Here is a 23283-nt window from a genome sequence, read left to right on the forward strand (position 1 = left end):
CCAGCGGATCTGTGGCTCAAGATCCTATCCCCGCAATCGGAATTGTGATAGACCATGGCCATGAGCTCCCGTCATGCACTCGTCGTGGGGTCGCAGTGCGCCGCGCTGCGGAACCAGCGTTTGTCCTTCCTCCCGCAGCGCGCCCAGCATCTTCACCGGGCGCTGACTGACCCCCGGCTGGGTGATTGTGATCCGGCCAACAGCGCACTGGTGCTCGATCCGACGATGGCGGAGCTGAAAGAGGCCGTGATGGCTTCGGTGACTCGAGCTTCGGAAGCGAAGGCAACTTTGGTTTTCGCGTTCATCGGTCACGCGGAAATCAACAAGAATAAGGTATCCGCTCCGCTATTTCTGCTGCCCAAGGACGGCAATCACAAGGACCTCGACGACGACACCGCTTACGAGATCGGCCGTCGTCTTGGCAATATGGCGTTGGGAAGCCTAGATGGGCTAATACTCATCCTTGATGTCTGCCACGCCGGACTCGGGGTGGCAGACGTGATCAAGAATGGACTCGATTTGAGAGAGCAGGTCCGGCTGGAGCTCCTCGCCGGCACTTACGATCGGGAAGCCCGGAACGGCTGTTTCTCCCAGTCATTGATCACACTCATGGAATCTGGTCAGCCGGATTCCTCGGTGGATTATCTGGATATCCGCCACGCCGCCAACTTCGGAAACGCCATCTGCAGGAAAGAACAGGATCCCCCCGTCTATATCGGATCTGGTGCCGGAACAAATGCCAGTGACCCAGGACTGTGGGTGACCCGGAACATCGCTGCACCTAATTTTTGGCCCTTGTCCGGGACACCGGAAGGGGCTCTGGCAGTGACCCTGACAAACTCCTTTCAGGTCACCCATGACCTTGAACGCATCACGTTCGCCATGTCCCAGCAACGCCTCGTGGTCATCCACGGTAGAGCCGGCTCGGGCAAGTCCGCCCTCCTTGCCGCTCTGGCCCGCCCGGAACTCGTTCCTGACCTACCCAGGCGGTACCTGTCAGCCGTGGCGTTCACCACGCTGACCCCCACTCTTTCCATGTTGGCCGCCAGCATCGCCAAACAGCTAGGGGATATCTCTGGTTTTGCCGCGGCAACAGTCGCCCACAGCGGAGCATTCGACAAAAAGGATTTGGATCGGCAGCCCGCACTGCAGCGTCTGGTGTTCGGGCCCCTGCGACAGTTGAAGGTGCCGTTAGGGAAACGGATTCGCGTAGCCATTGACGGTGTCGACCAGCTCGAACCTGTGGCGCGTGGCGAGCTCATGTCGGTCATCGCTCAAGCTTGCGTTGATGAGCGACTCGAGCGGGTGAGTATTCTCGTCAACACCCGAGGTGAAGGAATAGAAGGCCTCCCAGGGCAATCGATCCGGCTCGCCCGGCCGGGCGAGGATGAAATCTCCGAGTATCTTGCCGCCAAAGGGTTGCCCGGATCGGTTGCCGCCGATCTGGCCGCGAACTCATCCACATGGCTAGAGGCGGGACTCCTTACTGAGGCCATTTTGACTTTGGGACCCGATGTTTTGAAGGACGCTGCCAGTCTGGATGATATTTATCAGAAATTGCTTTCATCCCTAGTGGACGAAGAGATGACGGATGCCATGGTCTGTCTGACGGTACTCGCGGCCGCCGGAAGCGGGCCAGTCCTGCCCCTCCATATCGCCGTGGAGGCATCCTTGCAAATGGGTGGTCCCGGCGACGAACTAGAGTTCCGCAATACATTGGCAAGGCTGGGTGGCCTGGTTGCCCGTGCCAATCCGGGCACCGCGAACGAAATCATTGGGTTTTTCCACGACACCTTGGTTCAAAAAGTCCGACATCAAGGACACTGGCCGATTACGGTCCGCCACGCACACCAGGCCATCCTCGAAGCCATCGAAGTCGTCGGCGAAGAGGCTTCGCGGAACTACTCTAGGGAGCGGGCCGCCGATCACCTTTGGGCGCTCGGACGATACCATGAAGCCCTCTCGGCCGTGATCTCCAGTCTCGGACACCGGGCCGCAGACAACCGTGAGCTCCTACAGGAATGGTTAGAACGCGCTTCGGGTGTGCTGCCAGTCGACGAAGTGATTAGGCTGAATTTCATGGACAGGCTTGCGCTATGGACCGGCAAATCCGGAGACATTTCCGCGGCCCTCACCCAGTCGGGGAACCTCCTACGGGATCGATTGCGCGTGCTGGGGCCGGATGACCCCGCCACGCTGACCGCCCGCCATCATTTGGCCTTTTGGACCGGCCAATTAGGGGACGCTTCCGAGGCCCTCGTCCAATTCAGTAACCTGCTTCTAGACCAGGTGCGTGTGCTGGGCGCCGATCACCCGGCCACATTGAAAACCCGAAGTAACGTGGCCACCTGGACCGGCAGAACCGGAGATATCGCTGCGGCTATCATGCAGAACTGGGATCTGTTCCAGGACCGATTGCGGGTCATGGGGGAGGAGCATCCCGACACCCTAAAAGTTCGTAGTAACTTGGCCACTTGGACCGGTAAGTCAGGGGATGTGCCCGGTGCTCTCGCGCAATTTCGCTCGCTTCTCGAAGTCCGGATTCGTGTTCTGGGGGAAGATCATCCCGACACCCTTAAAACCCGTAGCAACGTGGCTTCTTGGGCCGGTAAGTCCGGGGACATCGCCGGCGCTCTCGAGCAATTTCTTGCGCTGCTCGAAGCCCGGATCCGTGTGCTGGGGGAGGACCATCCCGCGACACTGAGCGCGCGTAGTAATGTGGCTTCTTGGACCGGAAAATCCGGGGATAGAGCCGGTGCTGTCACTCAGTTTCACAATCTGCTCGGGGATCGATTGCGGGTCTTGGGTCCGAATCACCCGGCCACCCTGAAAACCCGCCGCAACCTCGCCGCCTGGACGAAGTGACCCAGGATAGACGTTGGAGCATCGGGTCTGTGTGCGATCGACCTGTTGTGGGACGTTTCAGCTAAGAATATATGCCAAGTTGGTGGATCATTTCAGGCCAAATGAGCGGCAAGAATTAGGCCAGTCATTTCTTCCCGAAAATCGTCATTCCGACCCAGCTGACAAGGTCATTAAGATCTACGGGTCTGGTGCCGACTACTAGCGCTGAGCGCACGGCGATGCCAACAATCCGATTCCGGATGATCTGGGCGTAGCGTTTGGGTCAGGTTTCCGCGCCAGCATCGCGGGCAAAGTCTAGGGGATTTCTGCGGCCCTGATTTCTCGTGCGTACTTGATCGTCGTAATTTTTGGTTGAGGAGCGTCGCGATGGGGGATTGGCAAAGGGGATGCCCTTATCTGTTGCCCGCACCGATGTGGCTGTTGACCTTTTCGACGTCAATTGCCGGAACGGACCGCCCGGTTTCGGGCTCGCCCGCGGAGGTGGCGAGGAGCCCGTTTACTTTTATGTCGAGGCCCGTTTAGACGAAGATCCTTCCGGTGCACCGGTGCTGCGACGGCCAGTCGTTAGGCGTGGATTTAGTTGTCGCTTTCATAGTCCACACTTAGGAGGTGCGTACCTTTGGTGTTGAAGAAGAATTCCTGATCGTGGACCCCGTCAACGGGGTCCCCTTGCCCCTGTCCGCGGAGGTGATGGGCCTCCACGACGCAAGTTCGCGGGCGACCGGCTCATCCGCCCGACAGATGATGTCCGCGGAGCTGCACCAGGAACAACTCGAGGTCATCACGCACCCGCACAGCAGCCTGGCAGGTCTCGCCACGGAGATACTGGAGGGGCGCGCGTACGCCGACTCGCTCGCCCGAAAAGCGGGTGCGAGGATCGTCGCGCTGGCCACCTCTCCGCTGGCGGTCTCACCCCATCCCACCAGGAACGAACGCTATGACGCCCTGGTGGAGAAGTATGCCCTGACGGCGCGCGAGCAGCTGACCTGTGGACTCCACGTCCACGTGTCCGTCGGCTCGGATGAGGAGGGTGTAGCTGTCCTGGATCGCATCAGGTCCTGGCTGCCATCGCTCATGGCGTTGAGCTCGAATTCCCCGTTCTGGAACGGCCAGGACAGCGGCTATGCCAGTTACCGCACGCAGGCCTGGAACCGGTGGTCCTCGGCCGGTCCCATGGACGTCTTCGGATCGGCGTGGGCTTACCACGCGCTGGTGGCGGACATCTCAGCCACCACAGTGGTCATTAATCCGGATTTTGACGCCCGTCTCTCCGCCCGCCACCCCACTGTCGAGATTCGGGTGTCCGATGTCTGCCTTGATCCCAGGGATACCGTCCTGCTTGCAGCCCTGGTGCGGGCCTTGGTGGAGACCGCCGCCCGGGAGTGGGAGGCCGGAATGGAACCTGACATGGTTCCGGCGATCGTCTTGCGCCAAGGTGTCTGGATGGCCAGCCGGTGGGGCATCCGCGGCGAACTCCTCCACCCCGTAACGCACAGGCCGGAGAACGCACGACACGTCATTTCGACACTCCATGACCATGTGAGGGATGCCCTGAACGAGTCGGGGGACGCGGCCTACGTCGAGGAATCCCTGGAACGGATTCTTAGCAACGGAACAGGGGCCGACCGGCAAAGAAAGTCCTACGAAAGAAGCGGGCTACTGGCTGACGTCGTCACCCAGGCCATTGGCCTTACGCACCAGGAACCCGCCGATCGGCACACATCGGGGAACGGCTTACCGCGTTGGACATGGAAGCCGTTGGCCGAGGCCGTGGCTTAGCCGCTAAACGAAGACGGCGGTTGTGCAAGTCGCTGGCGAAGCCCAATGCCACGGATGCCCTCACTGCGTCTCCGCGCCAGGGGGGGGCAAAGTGTTTTGGGAGACAGTGGCATTCATTTGGGGGAGCGCTGAAAAGCCGATGCCCGGCACTCGCCTGGAATTCCGTGAAGGAGGCCGAGTACCTGTGTCCGTCAGGGACAATCCAAATCGATGATCGGGCGATTCTGCCCCGCTAAATGCCGCTCAAGAAACGACGAAGGTCGCGGATGCCTACGTGTAACTCCATCACCCGCATCCGTTGGTCACCGAAAGCCGTCAGGACGCCGCACTATCTCGGGGAACGACAAGCCCAGGGATTCTCGAATCGCCTCATTCACCGATTCCATGGTCATCGAGGCGCCAGAGCGGGCCGATTCCGACCCTGGTAGAGGCGGCGGTAATTGGAAGGTGTGGTGTTGAGCTCGCGAGTGAAGTGCAGCCGGAAGTTGGCCGACGTTCCCAAGCCGGTCCGGGCGGCAATTGCCTCCACGGTCAGATTGGTTGTTTCGAGCAGACGGCAAGCCTCGGTAATGCGCTGGCTTGTCAGCCAGCGCAGGGGAGTCGTTCCGGCCACCGTCAGGAATTTTCGCGCGAAGCTGCTAGGCCCCCAGCCAGCGTGGCTCGCCATCCCGATGACGGTCAGAGGCTCGTCCAGATGCTGTATGGCCCAGCCACACGTTTCGGCGAAATGGGTCAAAGGTGGAGCGACGGGGCGTTCGATGAACTGCGCCTGTCCGCCCTCGCGGTGAGGGGCGACGACCATTCGCCGGGCGATCCGGTTTGCTGCCTCGGTACCGTGGTCTGTTCTGACCAGGTGCAGGCACAGGTCGATTCCGGCCGCGACGCCGGCGCTGGTGCTGACACCGCCCTCGTCTATGTACAGCACACCGGCGTCAACAGAGACTTCCGGATGGAGGGTTTGCAGACGTTCGGCGTTTCTCCAATGCGTTGTAGCGCGCTTTCCGTCCAAGAGCCCCGCAGCTGCCAGCGCGAAAGCCCCGGTGCAGACGGATACCAACCTGGTTCCATTCGCCGCAGCGCCGCGAAGTGCTTTGGAGACCTCGGGCGGAGGATCTGTCAGCGGACTGAAGCCGGGCACAACGATGGTGTCGGCTGACAGAAGTGCTTCGAGCCCTTCCGCTGCGTGGATGGCGTAGCCTGTCGTGGTTTGAACCAGACCGGGTTCTGCAGCGCAAACCGCGAACGAGTACAGCTGGCGCTCGTCCTCGTGGCCGAATACCTGCGCCAGAATGGCCAGGTCAAAAGCGACGACATCCGGCAGGGCCAGTGCAACGACACGGTGCATATGGCCACTGTACGCCCGGCGAGACCAACGGGATCCATGGCTGCAGAATCCTTTTCATTCTGGTCATTTTTACTGCTCCCTCCAGCTGGGCCGGCTGGGGAGACTTGGGCCATGAACAACTTACGACTTTCAGCTACATCGCCGCAGACGCCTTCACCGCTGGCAAATCCAAGCACGGACCTGGCGGCTCAAAACGCCACCGGCGAAAGCAACAGCCAGCACAGCGCTCTTCGAGTCTTCGAACAACATGGAACCGAGCCCATACTGGCTGCCACTCCCGCGAGCCGCCTGTCCAAGGACCGGGCTCGTCTTTCCGGCACTGGTCCTTCGCGCAAGGGACACCTCGGTGGGATCGTGGCCGGCGCCTTGGCTGCGGGGGTCCTCGTTGCCCTGCTGCTGGCCACCGCCCCGTTCATTCCGGCTACCGAAAGCAGCGTGAACGGCGCCATCCTTTTGGGGCTTGCGCTGGGCTGGGCCATGTTGGCTGTGCTCTCGGTGAAGTTCACTGATCAACCACAGAAATGGGCTGTCGTTCCGGCGTTGTTCATGGGCCTGGGCGGTTTCCTTCTGCTGGCGTTCGGCTCCCCGATGCGGGAAGTGCTCGCCTGGGTATGGCCACCCGCCATGCTGGTTTCTGCGGTTTGGATGATCGTCCAAGTCAATCGACAGCTTCGAAGCCGAATTGGGCGCTTGATGCTCTACCCCCTGGTTGCGCTGCTGGCGCTGGCTTCACTGGGTAGCGGTTATGAAACGGTGCGCGAAGTGGTGGATTCTGCCGCTTCTCCGGCCCAGGGCCAGTTGATCGATGTCGGCGGACACCGCCTGTACCTGAACTGCACCGGCTCCGGCAGTCCTACGGTCGTGCTCGAACCGGGCGGTGGCCTCATGTCATCCGACCTCGCCTGGATCGCACCGCTGGTTGCCGATAATACCCGGGTCTGCGTCTACGACCGGGCCGGAAAGGGGTGGAGCGATTCGGCAACCGCCCCGCAGGACGGCGCGCAGGTCGCGGCCGATCTCCACACCTTGTTGCAGCGCGGGAACATTCCGGGACCTTATGTGCTGGCCGGACATTCGTTCGGCGGCCTCTACGCACTTACTTTCGCTGCTCGCTACCCCCACGACACAGCTGGAATGGTGCTGGTGGACTCGACCGCACCAGCTTCGGAACCAGATTCAACGCAGTCCGCCCGCGCTGACTCGGAGGACACCATGAACCGTCTCTCCGCTCTGGTGGCGGGCGCAGCCCGACTCGGCATCGGCCGGTTGTCCGACGGGGCGACACCCGATCACGTACGGAGCACGATAGACGAGTACATCCACGCGGGCTCCTCGGCACAGCAGGCTGCCGCGCTGACGGACTTCGCCGACAAGCCGCTGGTCGTCCTGACAGCAGGCACCGGGAGCGCGCCCGGCTGGACCGCTTCGCAGGAAGCCCTTGCCACGCTGTCGACCAACAGCCTGCACCGTGTCATCGACGGGGCCACCCATACGTCGTTCCTCTCGGATCAGGAAGATGCGGCCGCGATCGCTGGCGGAATCCTCGACGTCGTCTCCTCAGTGCGGACTGCAAGCCCAATGATCCCGTAGGACGAAGGAAGACCATGACTCGCTGAACGGTCAAGGGCGCGGTCCTCGATGCCGTCAAGTCACGCGGCAGCGGGACGCTGATGCGGCCAAGGTGAAAAAGAGCTGGTCTCGGGACAACGGATCGGTTTCAACAGGGGAACCGTGACAGCAACCGTTCAACGGAAAGATCCCCTCAATGTCAATGGTGTCCGCGTCGCAAAACTTCGGCTGCTCCTTCCAGGCGAAGTCACCGCCCGCACCCCGCACCTGGCCGGAATTCTTGCCGAGGCGACTGGAAGGACGTGACACCAGACACGTACCTGTAGTTCCGGGCTATGATGTCGAAAAACACTCGTTCATCGTCTACCGGCACTCCGACCTTGGGATCCCACATGCGCACAGCTTTCCGACGACTCTTGGCTGGCGTCTTGGCCACCGGGCTCCTGTTCCTTCCGGCCGGTGCGTCCAGCGCCTCGAATCTCGAGGGCGATGACACGCCGCCGGAACTGGTTGGCATCACCCTTGATAAGGACGTTCTGAAGACGGGCGAGATCGGAACCTACACGATCAGGTTCCGGGACGAAAACCCGATCCCGGACCAGCGATACGTCAGGTGGTTGGTTCCGTTTCCGAGCTTCGATTGGCCTTACATCACCACCGAGGAGCTGCACGATGGCCAGGTAGTCCCGGGTAGCTTGTCGACGAAGGATGACGGTGTGACGAGCTTCCAGCTCCAGTTCCGCGTCTTGGACGATGCTCCCTATGGGGCGTACGACCGCAATACCAGCGTGATCCTCGAAGACGCCAAGGGAAACCACATTTCCGTGGGACTGGAGCCCTTCACGGTCGATGACCCCGAACATCCCATCGACAACGTCCCCACCATCTCCGGGGAACGCACCGTTGGACAGTCCTTCGCAGGATCAATCGAGGCACCTGGCGCCGAGGTGATGTTCGCTTGGCGCCGTCAAACGTTCAATGACTTCGTCGATGTCGGACAAGGTGCCGAGATATTCGCCCCTCCGGCCTGGTATGGACTGAACTTGGAGCTAACCGCAACGGCGACCTGGCCGGATGGCCATACGCTTGTTCGCCGCGACTACAGCGGATACTTGCAGGGAATCGAAGTCGACCTGGGGACCCTGGCTTTCGATTCACAGCCGACCGTAGGCACACCCTTTAAGGCAACTTTCATTCCAAACCCAGAGCTTCCCTTCACCATGCCATGGAGCGAGATTCGCATCGCTTACAGCAGCGAGCAGTTGCGTTTGGCTGACGGCTACTACGTTGCCCTTCCAGGCAGTGAAGGGAAACCCGTCCGGGCTTCACTGAGTTACCGGCTACCTGTGGGCTATTTTGCCTCCAGTGAACCGGAAATAGCCTCGATCATGGCTCCCGGATCAATGCACCGCAGTCCTCCACTGATCAGCGGAACAGCCGCCGTGGGGAAAACACTCTCGGCCAATCCGGGAACCTGGTCCGGAAACCCTGATGGCCATACCTATCAATGGCTGCGCAACGGGACGCCGATCGACATGGAAGTCCTACCTCGCTACCAGGTGGTTTCAGCCGATGTTGGCAAATCAATCACGGTTCAGGTTTTCTCATATTGGAATCACTTGGTTGCCATGCCCTCGGCGGTTTCCGCCAAGATCACGCCGGTGCCTGGAAGCCAGTCCGCCGGCCAGATCACGGTCGGAGGGACCTTCGCCGTCGGAAAGACTGTGACAGCCAAACCAAGCGGCTGGATCTCTGATTCCAAGCTCACTTACCGCTGGCTACGCGAGGGCAAGGCCATCACCGGCGCCACAAAACCCAGCTATGCCCTTTCCGCCACCGACCACGGCAAGAAGGTGTCTGTAGCGATCACCGCGACCAAAACCGGGTACCACCCAGCCAGCAGGACCTCGGCCAGTGCGAGCGTTGCCACCGGAACCATGGCCCCCGGAAAGGTCGCCATCACCGGAACAACTCGGGTAGGCAACAAGGTCACCGCCAAAACGAGTGGCTGGAGCACTGGCTCGACGCTTAAATACCAGTGGCTGCGCGAGGGCAAGGCCATCACGGGTGCCACCAAACCCACCTATACCCCTTCCTCCGGTGATCGCACCAAGCGGGTATCGGTGAGGATCACCGCAACCAAACCGGGTTATCGGGCAGCTAGCAAGACCTCGGCCAGTGCAACCGTTGCCACCGGGGTCATGACCCGCGGCAAAATCGCGATACTTGGCGCAGGAAAGGTCGGAAACAAGCTCACGGCACAAACAAGCGGCTGGAGCTCAGGGTCAAAGCTGAAATTCCAGTGGTTGCGCAACGGCAAGACTATTGCCCGCAGCACGAACTCAACGTATAGGTTGGGCAAAACCGACCGCTACACGAAGATCTCCGTGAAGGTCCGCGCGTCGAAACCGGGCTTCGCAACGACTGGCTACGCCACAAGCAAGTACTTGGCAGTCAAATAGCCCAGGACACAAGTGCGATTATGGGCGATTGGACGGGTCCGAATCCGCTGGGCATGAACGGGTCGCAGTTCTGGGTGTTGATGTAGAAGATGCCCAGCCCGATGATGAACAGGATCAACACGACCTTGATGGCGACGGCGACCAGTTCGAAGCGCCCGAAAGTCCGGGTGCCGCGGGAGAGGATCCAGGTCACCAGGACACAGACGACTATGGCGGGGATGTTCACGATGCCGCCGCGGCCCTCGTCGGCTGTGGATGCCGCCCAGTCGGGCAGGTCGATGCCGATGCCGGCGAGGAAGGCATCGAAGTAGCCGGAGATGCCAATGGCCACCACCGCCACGATGGCGATGTATTCGAGCAACAGGTCCCAGCCGATGAACCAGCCGATGATTTCCCCAAGGGCCACGTACCCGTAGGTGTAGGCCGAGCCGGCGCGGGGGATCATGCCGGCGAACTCCGCATAGGACAGGGCCGCAGCCGCGGATGCCAGGCCGGCGATCAGGAAGGAGATCAGCACGGCGGGGCCGACGCCGGGCTCGGTATCGCTGCCGTGGGCCACCAGGCCCGCCAGGGAGAAGATGCCGACGCCGATGATGCCGCCGACACCGATTGCGGTCAACTGCCACAGTCCGAGGGACTTGTGCAGGCCGCTGTGTTTGTTCTCTTCCTCGATCTCGTCGATGGGCTTGCGCCGCGTGATTGACTGCGATCTGTCTTTGGAATCCTTGAGGGACTCCTGCTCTGACGTGTCCAGCATTCAGGACGCCCGTGAAGCAAGCGGTCTCGTCAAATCAGTATGCGAGCGTGCCCGAGATTTTTGAAGACCTCGCCAGAGTGCTGAGTGTGCATGAACTACGTTCACGCTAGGGAACGAAGTGCTGCTCTCACCGGAGAAAGCTAGGCCAGCTTGCCCGCCGCCTCTGAAATTAGAGATGACTGCGGAGGTTCAGAGCCCTTTACTGATGAGAGCACGCACAAGGGCCGTTCCCACCTCGATTCGATCTACCGTGTCAACCTGGCGGTCACGAAATGCAGTCTGTGCGACGGCAAGGATGCCATCATCACCAATCCCAAGCTCCAAGAGTGCGTCGTCAAAAACGCGTAGGGGTTCGCCCTCTGCCGGCCCCGAGAGCCGGTATCCATCGGCAAAGCATTGAATTCCAGTACCGCTCGCTGTGAGCGTCAAGTACCGTGGGTTCCGCTCATGCCCGATGAACCAGGGATCATCGAGTTCCGATGGCTCACCTAGCTGACGCCAAATGGTGAGGAGGTAGGGGTCGCGGTAGCGACTGTTCATCTGAGTCGTGCCACCGCGCAGATTGCAGAGGGAGTATCCGAGTTCCCCACCTTCAGCGAAATAGATCCCGGATCCTCCTGAGCGCATGTCCGGATATTTCACCATGTAGTAACGCCAGTCAAATTCCAGCGCCGCTTCACGCTCAGCTAACCACTTGCTCTGCATATCGCGCAATTTCTCGGCGAGGTGCGAGGGTCGGTCTGCGATGTTGTCCAGAAAATCAGCCAGCACTCGATTCGTTGGCGCAAGTGCCTTCTGTGTCGCCCCGGTTAGCAGTAGACGCCACACGTCTCGGTTAGCTCCGTATGGCGTCACGAATTGGAACGACCGCGTGTTCTTCGGGTCGCGGCCTCGTGCCCGCTGATACTCACCGATGGTCAATAAGGCACCCGCTACGTCACTCCAAAGAGTGTCAGATCGAATGACCTCACGGAATGCCCCGGCGCGTGTTTCAAGTTTCGTAACGTCGAGCTCAAACCCGTTCAGCGATCCGCGCAGGAGTGGGTGGTCCTCCAAGCCATTTAGCACTTTTTCGATCTCCGGGCTGGCTGCGCGAAACAGTTGTTTTGCTTCTTCGTCGTCGATTTGAGGCAAACTGAAACTGTTGCCCGGTTGGGGCAACTCGCCTGCGAGAATAAGGCGGGTGGTATCGGCGATCAGACGAGGCATTCGCTCGGCACGCATTTCAAACGTTGAGCCCTCGACAAGATTGCGGAGCACGCGTATGCGATGAGGAAAGTCCTCGGTGGCGTGGGTGATGTGAAGCAACACAGCCAGGAGTATCAGTGTCTGACCAAAGGTGAATTGTCGGCCACCACCACTTCGCAATCCGTAAGATCTACAGCAGGATTCGAAGAGATTGACGTCGGTATCGCGGAAAAAGAGAGGAACTTTGCTCCCAGACCCGTTCAGTTCGGAATTCTTACCGAACACTTGATTGAAGGTCGCCGGAATATCGCGATCCACCCAGACATCGAACGCGGAGAATAAAAATTCGAGGTGCTCTGCACGGCTCGGATTAGCGTTCCCGAATATGCGTTCAGCCCTTTTGACGAGCGACGGTTCTGAATCCGAAGTGAGGAGGGGATCACTCCACTCGCAGACTTCGGTGACGAACTCGAAATAGCGTAGAAACTCGTCATCGACGAGATCGTCATCGCCCCGATAATGCCAAAAAACGTCTACCCAATCAACGTCCACCTTGCGCGCGAATTCTGACGCGCTCGATGATGACTCGATGATCTTCTCAAAGTGGGCCTTGAAGTTTTCAAAGTCAGAGAGGGGTTTTCCACGCGAGTTCATCTTGATGTAGAGGTCCTCTGCCGAGCCCATGTCGGGCAGGGGGAGAAGATGGAAGGATACTGCTGGCTCTGCGGTGTCTGCCAGGCGCTCCCAAGCAACGACGGCATTCACTGCGGCAAACTGTTGGTGAATTGCATCGAGCATCACTAGCATCGCTTGGATCGTGGGATCGTGACGCCAAACGAATAGATACCAAGACTGATCGACGATCCACCCGGACAGATTCTCGACGTCGGAGGGCGGTACCGCTGTGACTAGCCGTTCGCAAAATCTTCGTGCGCTTTGCCGCGTTGCATAAGAGAAGCGAGTCCAAGGCTCAGTGTCATCAAGTACTCCGGCACGAGCGGCGAGGTACCAATGGAGTAGAAAAAGGGTTGTAAGTCGCTGTTGTCCGTCGAGGGGCTGGAGCGTTCCTCGGTCGATCTCACCGTAGATGAAATCGAGGCTGACACGCTGCGGATTCGGCTCAGCGAGGGCATCGTGGAGTACAGAAAGGAATGACTCGCGAATCTCATCCACCTTCACCCCATGACGACCTTGGGCGTAGTCACGTTGGATAAGTGGGATCTCGATTCGCTGAACGAGTTCTCCGGCTGCGGCGTCTGTATTAAATGCGCTGATGAACGATTCGATCCGACTCACTGGCTGCTCTTCCTGCTTGAAACGCCGCCGGCGGAATCGCCCAGCAGATAGGGCCCGATTTCTCGCTCGATAGCTGTTAAATATGACTCGCGATCTTGCATGCTCCAGTAGTGCACTTGCTGGGCACGCTCACCGGTGTAGTACTTCAGGAAGACGTTTCGCGTGCATACCGGAATATAGGACCCCTCGCGGTCACGCTTGAGAACTTCAAGTCGTTTGACCTCGAACCACGAGTTGCTGAGTGCACTGTTGTCGCGGCTATCGAGCAGGGCCAGATTAGTGATCGTGTGGACATTGCTTTCCGCCGTACCATCCTCGTCTGGCACAAAATAGGGAGACAGCTCGAGCTCCAGTTCGCGAAACTTGGACTCGTTGAGGTCTGGCAGCGCTTCGTCGATGCGCGCTTCCAGCGAGACCCGTTCAGCCTCCTGTATGTTCGGCAGGCTCGATAACGCGTCACGATGTAGCCGCAACCATTCGAGCCACTGTTGGCCGGTGCGCAGTTCTTCTGCATTTTGCGCGTGAATGTGTTCAAGGGACCATTGACCGGTCGCATGAGCGCGGAAGGAATATCGCTCGGTGGAGTTGGTCTGCTTCCGGATGGTCTCGACGTTCATCAGGAGTAGCGCGGCTGATATCCGCTGCCGCCCATACGATGATTCATAGGATAATTCGCGGAGGTTCTCCTCGGAGAGCGACAGTCCGTCTTGGATCTTGACATTCAGTTTGGTGTCGAATTCGGACTTTTTAGAGCCCTGCGCAAGATCAAGGATGTCCTCGAATCGGCTGTTTGTCGCCACGAGATAACCGATTTTATGGAACAAGTTTCGGTCCTCAAACCAGCCGAGAACAAGGGAGTGGAGATTCACCACTTTGTTCCAGAACTCGTCTGCATTATCCATAATTTGTTCGCGCAACGTTTCAAACGTGTGGAACGGTGGTCGTTCGCGTCCACTCGGACCGCCAGCGAGGGTATCAAGGAGGAGGCTGATGTGAGTCGCCTCCGGCCGAGGGCTTCCAGTGAGGAAGGCCCACAGCTCCGGGGTGCGCAGATCGCGTTCGATGACGTCCCACTCGGCGGCCATCGATTGGGCACGATCAGTTTGCGCCACTAGATTCTGGCTACGGGACAGCACGAGTGCTTTGACCAATTCGGCATCCGTTAGTGGGATCTTGCCCACGTTGAGACGGGTAAAAAGAGCTGTCGAGCTTACGTAGTCGGGCGCTTCGTACCAGATCACTTTCACCCGTTCGGAGAGTGCCTTGTAGAGGTTGATCGCAGCCAGTGTCTTACCGATGCCCTGCCCCTCGAACCACTCCTCGATGCAGTTCCAAGCTTGGAAGATGTGGAAGAAGTCGATGTTGTTTGCCGAGCCCTCGGCACTTGGTGCGCGGAGGAATTCGGCGCTTTGGGGGCGAGTGTCATATTCGAGCGTGTACGGTACTTCGGCGGACGGAAGGGCCGTTTGCTTTATGAATTGGAGTATGAGGAAGAGGGTCGTGAGTCGCTGCTGGCCGTCAACCAGTTCCCAACGGTTCTCGTCCAGTCGCTTGACCACGATCGGCTGGAGGTAATAGGTTGCACCCTCGCTCTCCTGAATGTCCTCGAGTAGACGTTGAACTTCCGGTCGGCCCCATCGGTAACCCCGCTGATAGCCGGGAACAACGAAATCGCCCGAAATCGAGCCAACGACGCGGCCCTCGAATGCCCCGTTGAGGGCCGTAGTCTGTGACATGCCCCCATGCTATCGGTGATCACAGTCACAAGATATTTATGTCGCGCGGAAAGCCGCTGATCGGCTATTCAGCGAGCTGAAGCCCGCTCGGATTGGAGGGTGAGAGAAACTTCAGAGGGGACCGAATGAGCGAGTGGCTAACATGGCACTATCCTCGAATGTGTTGGCTGAGATGGTGGTCCGTATGGTCTTCCCTGCCGATGAACGAGAAACACCTGGGTGGTACGCGAGTTCCACCAGGAGCTCAGCAGGACCGCGAACACCGAAATGATGGTGCCAATGTCCGGGAGCCCCAAGCCGTTGAAGGCAGAGGCGAATCCGGCGGTGGGGTCGATGTCTTGGTAGTTCTGCATGCCGGTGAGCACCAGCGTGGCGGCGACGTACAGGAGCATTGCAATAACCAGGGAGAAGATGATGGCCTTGGGCATGTGCTTCTTGCCGTCGGTGCATTCCTCGGCGGCGGTGCTCATGGCGTCGTAGCCGAAGGCACGAAGAACACTGTTGCGGCTCCCGCCACCACGGGGCCGAACCCGCTGGGCATGAACGGGTCGTAGTTCCCGGTGTTGATGTAGAAGACGCCCAGGCCGATGATGAACAGGATCAGCACGACTTTGATCGCGGCCGCCAGCAGGTTCGAAGCGCCCGAAGGTCTGAGTGCCGCGGGAGAGGATCCACGTCTGCAACGGAAGCAGAACCGACGTGCCTGTCGACGAGGTTCCAAGCACGGAAGAAACTAATGCGGACCAAGAACCGCAGCAAACTGTGCCCGATTGATTCGGTAAGATTCCGATGGCAACAGTGGCATTTGAGACCGTATAAACCCAGACCAGAAGCTGACTTTGGAACATGCTACGGTGAAACTATGTCCAATGAATCCGTCATGCCCACGCTTCGAGAATTCGTTATCGAACGCGATTGGGGCCAGTTCCATAGTGCCGCAAATCTGGCAAAATCTATCTCGATAGAATCGGGCGAACTTCTCGAGTGTTTTCAATGGAACGACGAAGCCCGCGTTGAACGCGTAAAGGCAGAACTAGCGGACGTCTTAACCTATGCATATTTGCTTGCCGACCGAATTGGCGTGGACCCGAACGAAATAGTCTTGGAGAAGCTTCAAGAGACTCGAACCAAATACCCCGTCGAGAAGGCTCGTGGCCGGAGCACTAAATATGACCGGCTTTAAAGTCGAGCACCTCCGCTTTTCATCGACAGCGGTCCGCGAGATGAAGACCCTTGGTGATAAATTCACCAATTGGCCGGTTGTTTACACGCTCAACAATGCGACGAAGATTTACGTCGGTGAGACGCTCAACGCCTCGGCCCGCATGAACCAACATCAGGCTTCAACCGAAAAGGCCGATCTAACTTCCTTGCGAGTTGTTGTGAACGAGACTTTCAACAAGTCTGCCTGCCTTGATCTCGAGTCGTTCCTGATTCGCTTGTTTGCCGGCGAAGGCCGTTACCAAGTACTGAATCGCAACGAAGGTGTCACTGATCGGGATTACTATGATCGCGATGAATATCGGAAGACGTTTCAGGAAGTTTTTGAAGACCTTCGTTCGGAAGGGCTGTTCCAGCGGACAATACCGCAAATTGAAAATAGCGATCTATTCAAGTTCTCACCCTTCAAGGCGCTTAACCACGATCAAGCAACAGCGGTGGAAGATATTCTTGAGGGCCTATTCAGCGACATCGAGAGCGGATCATCGGGAACTATCGTCGTTCAAGGTGACCCTGGAACGGGCAAGACCATTGTCGCAATCTACATGATGAAGCTACTGCGGGATATCCAAAATTCTGACCCAGCTGAAGACTACGACAGCGATTCACTATTTTCGGATTTTTTCCTTGAGGGACATCGCGAGCTCCTGCAAGGATTCCGCATCGGACTTGTTGTCCCTCAACAGTCACTACGTGATTCAATACGTAAGGTTTTCAAGAAGACGCCGCTACTTGCTCCAGCAATGGTGCTGAGCCCCTTTGATTTGGGAGCGATCGAGGGCAAATATGATCTTCTTATCGTTGACGAATCGCATCGGCTTAACCAGAGAGCCAATCAACCGTCCGGACCGCAAAATAAGAAGTTTCGCGAAATCAATGAAAAACTCTTCGGCTCCGATCACCTTTCATACACGCAGCTTGATTGGATTCGAGAGAAGAGCACGCACCAGATTCTGCTTGTTGATTCCGCTCAAAGCGTTCGACCTGCTGATCTGCCGGAAGCCGTGCTGAATTCCCTCATTAACAACTCTAAGCTCGATGCGCGTTATTACCGGTTGTTTTCCCAAATGCGAGTTAGGGGAGGGGCCGACTACGTGGACTATGTTCGTGCGGTGCTTTCTCCGGCACCCCCGACGCCGACTAGTTTTGGGGATTACGATCTTCGCTTCTTTGATGACATCCGAATCATGTCTGATCAGATCACATTGCGTGAATCGGAAACGCAACTTGCACGTCTCGTTGCGGGCTATGCATGGGAATGGAAATCGCGGAACAACGCGACAGCATTTGACATCGAAATCGATGGATCGGAATTTCGCTGGAACCAGACCCAGAAGGACTGGATCAATACGGCTGGCTCAATCAACGAAGTTGGTTCCATCCACACGGTGCAAGGATACGACCTCAACTATGCGGGTGTGATTGTGGGGCCAGATCTCAGATTCGATCCAGTGGAACAGCGGCTCTACATCCATCGGGCAAGTTACTTCGACAAGAAAGGGAAAGAGAACAACCCGAAGCTGGGGATCACCTACTCTGATGGTGATCTCCTGCGGTATATCACCAACGTCTATGCAGTGCTCATGACCAGAGGAATTCTCGGGACCTACGTGTACGTGTGCGATAGACCGCTTCGTGAATACTTGCGGGGTTATCTGTCAGAGATCAAGTAATCGTTGGTCGCAGCGGTGCGCACGTTGCACAGTGTCCTAAAGCATCAACTGCGCCCGTATTGATAAACACGCCTCGCGGCCTTTAATCGTCATCACCGTCTAGACAACACCCAAATTCCGTAGGCTGCGGGACCTATTAATTTGATGACGCCATGCTTAAAGTTCGAGAGCTGGATAGGCTGGGAGTTTGATCGCTATCAGGGGGAATTCAACAATGGCACGTGTCAGTTTCAAGGTCGCTCCGGGAGTCCGGATCAGTGCGTCGAGCCGTGGAGTGCGCACTAGTATCGGCAATTCGAAGGGGCGCGTCTCCTATGGGGGAGGGCGGACCTATGCATCTGCGAAGATTGCCGGGGTGCGGGTCAGCGGAAGTAGCTCGTCGCGCAGCAATTCCCCACGCAGCAACGAAGGCACCCAGGCGGCCCGGCGTCCCACCTTGGCTCAACTTGAACGTGCCGAGCGGGCCGCTGCCCAGGACGCCGCCATCGACGAACTGCGGCGGCTGGAAAAGTCGTTGGTGACCCTCCATCATGAGACATTCCCTTCAGCGATGCTTCACGAGGTCCATGTGCCGGTGCCGGTTGACCAGACTGCCATCCGGGATAATCTGAAGAAATCCTTGCTCTCCACGGTGGGATGGTTCAAGTTCTCGCAGCGACGCGCCGCTAATGCACGGGCTGCTGAAATGGCAGTGGAGGAGGCGGAGCGCTTGGACGCCGAGAACATGGATCTTTACCACCGTTACTGTGAGGACGCGCGACAAAGCTGGGACCGACTGCTCAACCACGATACGGAAACGGTCATCGAGGCCCTGGAAGCGGCCTACGCCGACAACGCCTCCGAAGCGACGTGCGTGGACGCAGGCATCGAGGGCGGAGTTCGTTACGCCACCGTTGTGGTCGTCTTTGGCGCCGTCGATTCGATTCCCGAGCGCACTCCGACTGTTACGCCAGCGGGAAAGCCCACCACCAAGAAGCGCAACAAGTCGGACAGGAACGCGCTGTACGTGGCGGCACTGGGATCCACGGTTCTGGCCACCGTCCGGGAGGGTTTCGCGGTGGCGCCATCGGTCGACGAATTCCGGATCGTCGTTCTGCGCAAGGACCTGAATGCCGCGACGCCCAGTGATTTCGTCGCCCCGATCTACGCGGCAACGTTCCCGCGATCGGTAGCCGAAGGCCTGGAATGGCAAAAGACCGACCCGACCGCTGCCTTGCTCACGGGGCAGGATGCGCAGTTCAAGCGCAAGGGCGCGGCCGGCGACGTCGTGGCGATTGACCTCATCGAGCATCGCGGGCTCGTCGAACTCGTGGAGACCTTTCGTCCTCTAGTGCTGTCGTAGGTGTGGTCGGTGATTGACCCGGAGTGTCGCGAAGTGCCAAATAGCCTCAGGAGGTGGTGCTGTTCCGGCTTGTTGGTGCGAAGCTATGAGACTGGTTGTCTACTACGTGCTGAAATTCAGTGTCCACGAAGTGATGAGGCTACACACCCGGTCGCCAGGACAGCACTACCATCAGATGCTATTCAGCACGAAGCAGGTTGCCGTGCCTGGGCTGTCGGGAAAGACGACCAAGGTGGTTGTGATGGCGGAGCCGGGGCGATCGGCCTGTCTGGTGGCCGCTGGTTCTGAGAACGGTAATCGTAAGGTCGATCGGTATACGACGGCCTGATTTTTAATTAATTACATTAAGGATGAAAACGGGTGAAAGTTCAAGAATTTATTTCAAGGTTTCCGAATGCAGAACAAAAAGATATTGAAGATCTGACTTCAGCAATAACAGTAGTTGATCTAAGTAGGCTTCAAAATGATATGTATTGTTCTATTGTTGATACTATTGAAGAAAAACGAAGTGAAAATCAGACAGTAGTTATCGATGCAGTGGCCGCCAAGGGGGACATAGCTGCATGGATGAAACGGGAAGCTGAAAAAACTGGTGACGATACGAAGAAAGTGGAGGAGCTTTTTCTGTATAAGGACTTTCAGCCTTCCGAAATATTTCACGACAAGTCTGGTTCCGAGCATTTCTCAGCTGTTGTCAGGCGCGACGTCACAAGCCATTTACAGAATGCTGAAATTAAAACCAGATATAAAGAGTTAAATAATGATACTGTTGAGAACATTCATTTTGTATTTATTACCGACAATTCTGGCAGCGGTATGCAGATAATAGAATTTTTAGACCTATGCATTCGAAGTATCGGCGATCTTCTCAATCAGAAGAAAATGACAATAATTTCTATAATATCCTGGGGAGCAACACGCAGATCAATTGAAGCAGTCAATGACAGTATTAGACAATTTTTCATAGATAATCTAACGGTGGAATCAAGGGTTAAGATCGAATTTCAATATTTGAACTATATCGACACTGTGCACGATTTTGAAGACGTAGAATTACGTGAAAGATTATTATTAATATTGAAAAAATATGGAGGTAAAAAAACTTACATGGGACATGAGTCCGTTGCTTCGTTGACGGTCTTTGAGGGCCACAATTGCCCTAATACACTTCCGCAAGTTTATTTTCATGATAAATCAGTTAAACCTCCACTTTTTCCTAGGAAATACGTCACGAGTGAAGCGTGCCGGGATATGTCAGCACATTTCAGACGGTACGACAGGCCAGGATTTGTCAATCTTCATGAATCAAGATTGAAGCGAGCGAATCTCGTACTAGCCTCAAAAATAGCCAAACGAGAGAGGGCGAGCCTTTGGCTATATCTTTGTTACGCTGCCATCGGTGAAACAAACAGCGTCGCGATGGCTCTACTGCAATGCAGCCAACAAGAAAAAATTGGAGTTCGCAACGAACTCCGTGTAAAAGGCTGGATTGATGCACAGGGGCGTTCCACGGCAGAAGGAAATCTTGCGCTAAGGACTTATGCTCGAAGGAATCGGCATAAAGTTCAGCCAAAATTTAGTAAATATGTAGCCCCTGCATTTGACGAGAACATTGAAGAATACTATCCTACTAGTGTTGATGGGGTGAGCTGGTTCTCTGGTTAAGCTGACAATTTGTTCAGCACCCGCGAGTTCAATAGAGTTCGTCGAGTATCGGCCTATCATTAGTGTCCGAGGGAATTTTGCTAGTCCGGCTCCCCGTTTCTGTGACATTCGAATTGTCTTAAATTAGCTTGATGGCAATAACAATCTAAAAGATCGGGTCGCCGGAAGGTATCTATGGCAGGGGCCAGCTCACCTCATCGCTACTACAGGGAACTGCAAAAACGTTCAGACCCTATGAATGTGTCTTCAGGCTCCCTGAAGATGTACAGAAAAATACTTTCCATCAACAGCGAATGTTCCGGCAACGGTGTGACACCTCTCTATACCCTCGGTCATTTGGCGCAGGTGGCAGGTGTTCCCTATCGACTTCTAGATTCTCTACTGTTGAATGTCGATTCGAACTATCACGAATTCGCGATCAAAAAAAAGAGACCACCGGGTATACGTAAAATATCAGCTCCCAGCGATCTACTTTCTCACGTACAATCTGTGATTTTGAATAGAAGTATTCCTGGCAATTTTGTATCGGAGCACGCCTTCGCGTATGTACGGGGACGTGGGACAAAAGATGTAGCCCAGCTTCACTTTGGTGCGCAAAGTCTCGTGCTGCTTGACATCGACGACTTCTTTGGTTCATGTCGTAGCCGTGAGGTTTTCGAGGTGTTTCGGAATGCGGGATACCCTCGTCTTCTTAGTTTGCAAATGTGCGCACTGACGACTAGGGGGATGGGTTTGTCGGCGATTCTATCTCCCGATATCGAGCGAACTGGGAACATGCTCTATTCGGTGAAGGAGGGCTACCTGCCGCAGGGAGCACCCACCAGCGGAATGCTTGCAAATGTCTTGTTGTCGCAGTTTGATGTTAAGGTTAATGACTATATTAATTCTCTCGGTGGTATCTATTCGAGATATTCTGATGATATGCAATTCAGTTTCCCGTTCCGCATTAAATCGGGACAGGTCGACGCGTTGATTTCAAGGGTTCGTACACTTCTTGGGGATTACAGTTTTCGAATTAGAGATTCTAAAACCAAAATACAACGAAGTGCTGATGCCTTGCATTTGTTGGGATACTCACTCTTTGAGGATAGGATATCGCTCAACAAAATTTATAAAGATAAAGTAAGAGCCTTGATTTATTCGATCAAAAAATACGGTCCCGAATCTGTGGCGCTAAAGCATTCTAAGATCGATAAAAATGCCATCCTTGAAAGCCTTGAGGGACATTATATTTACGTAAAATATTCGGATCCAGAATTTGGAAAAGAAATATCTAATAGTGTTTTTGAAATATTTCACAAGTTTGGCAATTTTTCGAGCGAATCAGTTCCGACTAGGTCATAAGCTGGTTTCGGTGCCTATTCGAGTACTCGCCCACACTTCATACCGAAATCGTGTCGTCGTCTTTGGGAGACATTCCCTTTTCTAAGCTTGGTGGTTTCGTGAGCACGGCTGGAAATAGTGGAGTTTACGTTGAGTCTGCGTAGATCTTCACCTACGCAAAGCCTTAATTTCATGAAATCGATAAGAGGTCTATGGTAGCGGCGACCGCCGTCATTGAAATTCGCTGCCAAATATGCCTCAGTGGTACGCCCATTCCGCGCACCCAAATCCGGGAACCTGAAGCGTAACCTCATGACATCGTGGACACCAGATCCCATGGCTTCGTGGGCACCGGGTCTCAAGTCTTCGTGTCAGACGCTATTTGCCAATTAGTACCACATTGCGCCTTCGACAACGATTGGAGTGGTGACTGCACGTTGAGCTGAAGATTGTAGAGATCATCGGATAGAAAGAACCGCTGCCGAACAAGTAAGTGTTCGATCAGAGTTTGAGCAACGGAATAGCAGGTGGTCCGGAATCAGGCAGTCTCAGTGGCCCTGAATCAGGGGCCATTCCAATCTGTGCTAGAGATGACGCTGGTAATCTGCATCTGACCATCCTTATCCCCGCGCATGTCGACACCGACGATATCTTCGGTTGCAATCTTTCTGCATATGGTGGTAAGTACGTCCAAGGAGAAGAAATAGACGTGCTTGTACCGCTCGTGCTCGGATGCTATGAACACGCCGTTGAACAAGTAGCGCAATCCGTCCAAAATCGTGCCGTCTTCCTGCTCGACCGGTTCAATGTGGTCCTCGAAGCTGTGCATGAATTATGTACCTATGAATAAGTTGTTTGCAGAAATGACCGAGCGCTATTTGCGAATGTACTGGCGCGTCGAGGGCGTAATGCTTGTCAATTTCGTCTTTGTTGTAGGCATCAGGAATAGCTTCCACGCGGGGATCGGCCGCGAAGAGGGCCATCGCGGCGGTAGGCAACGCTGCCAACCGCAGAGCTACGCTGACGGTGCCGACATCCAGCAGCCATGGCCCTGAGGGCGCA

General features: G+C 56.4%; 14 protein-coding genes and 2 pseudogenes. 10 read left to right on the forward strand and 6 right to left on the reverse strand.

Going from position 1 to position 23283, the window contains the following annotated elements; genetic code table 11:
* Positions 1–54 precede the first annotated feature (54 nt).
* Together ABD687_RS19935 and ABD687_RS19940 are read left to right on the forward strand one after the other, a co-directional pair.
* A complete protein-coding gene (locus ABD687_RS19935) occupies positions 55–2865 on the forward strand; it encodes a tetratricopeptide repeat protein (RefSeq protein ID WP_310288587.1) in 2811 nt (936 codons plus the stop codon).
* Between the two features lie 609 nt (positions 2866–3474).
* Positions 3475–4644: a carboxylate-amine ligase gene (locus ABD687_RS19940; RefSeq protein WP_310288584.1), complete on the forward strand. Its 1170-nt coding sequence runs from the start codon at positions 3475–3477 to the stop codon at positions 4642–4644.
* Positions 4645–5032: 388 nt separating this feature from the next.
* Here the strand turns inward: ABD687_RS19940 and ABD687_RS19945 are convergent, their stop codons facing one another.
* Positions 5033–5989, reverse strand: coding sequence for a GlxA family transcriptional regulator (locus tag ABD687_RS19945; RefSeq protein ID WP_310288582.1), 957 nt, complete (start codon positions 5987–5989; stop codon positions 5033–5035).
* Positions 5990–6100: 111 nt separating this feature from the next.
* Between ABD687_RS19945 and ABD687_RS19950 the strand changes: the two genes are divergently transcribed.
* A complete protein-coding gene (locus ABD687_RS19950; RefSeq protein ID WP_310288579.1) occupies positions 6101–7579 on the forward strand; it encodes an alpha/beta fold hydrolase in 1479 nt (492 codons plus the stop codon).
* A gap of 407 nt (positions 7580–7986) precedes the next feature.
* Positions 7987–10020 carry a hypothetical protein gene (locus ABD687_RS19955; protein WP_310288577.1) on the forward strand — a complete coding sequence of 678 codons (2034 nt, stop codon included), beginning with the start codon at positions 7987–7989 and terminating at the stop codon, positions 10018–10020.
* 31 nt (positions 10021–10051) lie between these two features.
* On the opposite strand, the pseudogene ABD687_RS19960 reads toward ABD687_RS19955, so the two are convergent.
* The 4 genes and pseudogenes from ABD687_RS19960 to ABD687_RS19975 all read right to left on the reverse strand — a co-directional run.
* Positions 10052–10777, reverse strand: a pseudogene (locus tag ABD687_RS19960) (amino acid permease); the annotation flags it as partial.
* Positions 10778–10966: 189 nt separating this feature from the next.
* Positions 10967–13261, reverse strand: coding sequence for a DUF262 domain-containing protein (locus ABD687_RS19965; protein WP_310288575.1), 2295 nt, complete (start codon positions 13259–13261; stop codon positions 10967–10969).
* Positions 13258–14997 carry a DUF262 domain-containing protein gene (locus ABD687_RS19970; RefSeq protein WP_310288572.1) on the reverse strand — a complete coding sequence of 580 codons (1740 nt, stop codon included), beginning with the start codon at positions 14995–14997 and terminating at the stop codon, positions 13258–13260. Before ABD687_RS19970 ends, ABD687_RS19965 begins: the two co-directional genes overlap by 4 nt.
* Before the next feature lie 248 nt (positions 14998–15245).
* Positions 15246–15680: pseudogene (locus tag ABD687_RS19975) on the reverse strand (APC family permease); the annotation flags it as partial.
* 179 nt (positions 15681–15859) lie between these two features.
* Here ABD687_RS19975 and ABD687_RS19980 point away from each other — a divergent pair.
* From ABD687_RS19980 to ABD687_RS20000, 5 genes are all read left to right on the forward strand, one after another.
* Positions 15860–16180, forward strand: coding sequence for a nucleotide pyrophosphohydrolase (locus ABD687_RS19980; protein WP_310288569.1), 321 nt, complete (start codon positions 15860–15862; stop codon positions 16178–16180).
* Complete coding sequence (locus ABD687_RS19985; RefSeq protein WP_310288567.1) at positions 16149–17891, forward strand: DNA/RNA helicase domain-containing protein; 1743 nt, start codon at positions 16149–16151, stop codon at positions 17889–17891. Before ABD687_RS19980 ends, ABD687_RS19985 begins: the two co-directional genes overlap by 32 nt.
* A gap of 436 nt (positions 17892–18327) precedes the next feature.
* Positions 18328–19233, forward strand: a complete 906-nt coding sequence (locus ABD687_RS19990; protein WP_344761012.1) for a hypothetical protein — start codon at positions 18328–18330, stop codon at positions 19231–19233.
* Positions 19234–19593: 360 nt separating this feature from the next.
* Complete coding sequence (locus tag ABD687_RS19995) at positions 19594–20898, forward strand: phosphoribosyltransferase-like protein (RefSeq protein WP_310288561.1); 1305 nt, start codon at positions 19594–19596, stop codon at positions 20896–20898.
* Between the two features lie 174 nt (positions 20899–21072).
* A complete protein-coding gene (locus ABD687_RS20000; RefSeq protein WP_310288559.1) occupies positions 21073–22242 on the forward strand; it encodes a reverse transcriptase domain-containing protein in 1170 nt (389 codons plus the stop codon).
* A gap of 541 nt (positions 22243–22783) precedes the next feature.
* On the opposite strand, the gene ABD687_RS20005 is transcribed toward ABD687_RS20000, so the two are convergent.
* Positions 22784–23050: a hypothetical protein gene (locus ABD687_RS20005; RefSeq protein ID WP_310288557.1), complete on the reverse strand. Its 267-nt coding sequence runs from the start codon at positions 23048–23050 to the stop codon at positions 22784–22786.
* 13 nt (positions 23051–23063) lie between these two features.
* Here ABD687_RS20005 and ABD687_RS20010 point away from each other — a divergent pair, with 13 nt between their 5' ends.
* A complete protein-coding gene (locus tag ABD687_RS20010; protein ID WP_310288555.1) occupies positions 23064–23276 on the forward strand; it encodes a hypothetical protein in 213 nt (70 codons plus the stop codon).
* Positions 23277–23283: the final 7 nt, after the last annotated feature.

Source organism: Paeniglutamicibacter sulfureus (assembly GCF_039535115.1).
Lineage (GTDB): Bacteria > Actinomycetota > Actinomycetes > Actinomycetales > Micrococcaceae > Paeniglutamicibacter > Paeniglutamicibacter sulfureus.

Coding starts and splice junctions, on each gene's coding strand:
- ABD687_RS19950 (WP_310288579.1), top strand. CDS start 6,101: ATGAACAACTTACGACTTTCAGCTACATCGCCGCAGACGCCTTCACCG.
- ABD687_RS20000 (WP_310288559.1), top strand. CDS start 21,073: ATGGCAGGGGCCAGCTCACCTCATCGCTACTACAGGGAACTGCAAAAA.
- ABD687_RS20010 (WP_310288555.1), top strand. CDS start 23,064: ATGAATAAGTTGTTTGCAGAAATGACCGAGCGCTATTTGCGAATGTAC.
- ABD687_RS19980 (WP_310288569.1), top strand. CDS start 15,860: ATGTCCAATGAATCCGTCATGCCCACGCTTCGAGAATTCGTTATCGAA.
- ABD687_RS20005 (WP_310288557.1), bottom strand. CDS start 23,050: ATGCACAGCTTCGAGGACCACATTGAACCGGTCGAGCAGGAAGACGGC.
- ABD687_RS19935 (WP_310288587.1), top strand. CDS start 55: ATGGCCATGAGCTCCCGTCATGCACTCGTCGTGGGGTCGCAGTGCGCC.
- ABD687_RS19970 (WP_310288572.1), bottom strand. CDS start 14,997: ATGTCACAGACTACGGCCCTCAACGGGGCATTCGAGGGCCGCGTCGTT.
- ABD687_RS19945 (WP_310288582.1), bottom strand. CDS start 5,989: ATGCACCGTGTCGTTGCACTGGCCCTGCCGGATGTCGTCGCTTTTGAC.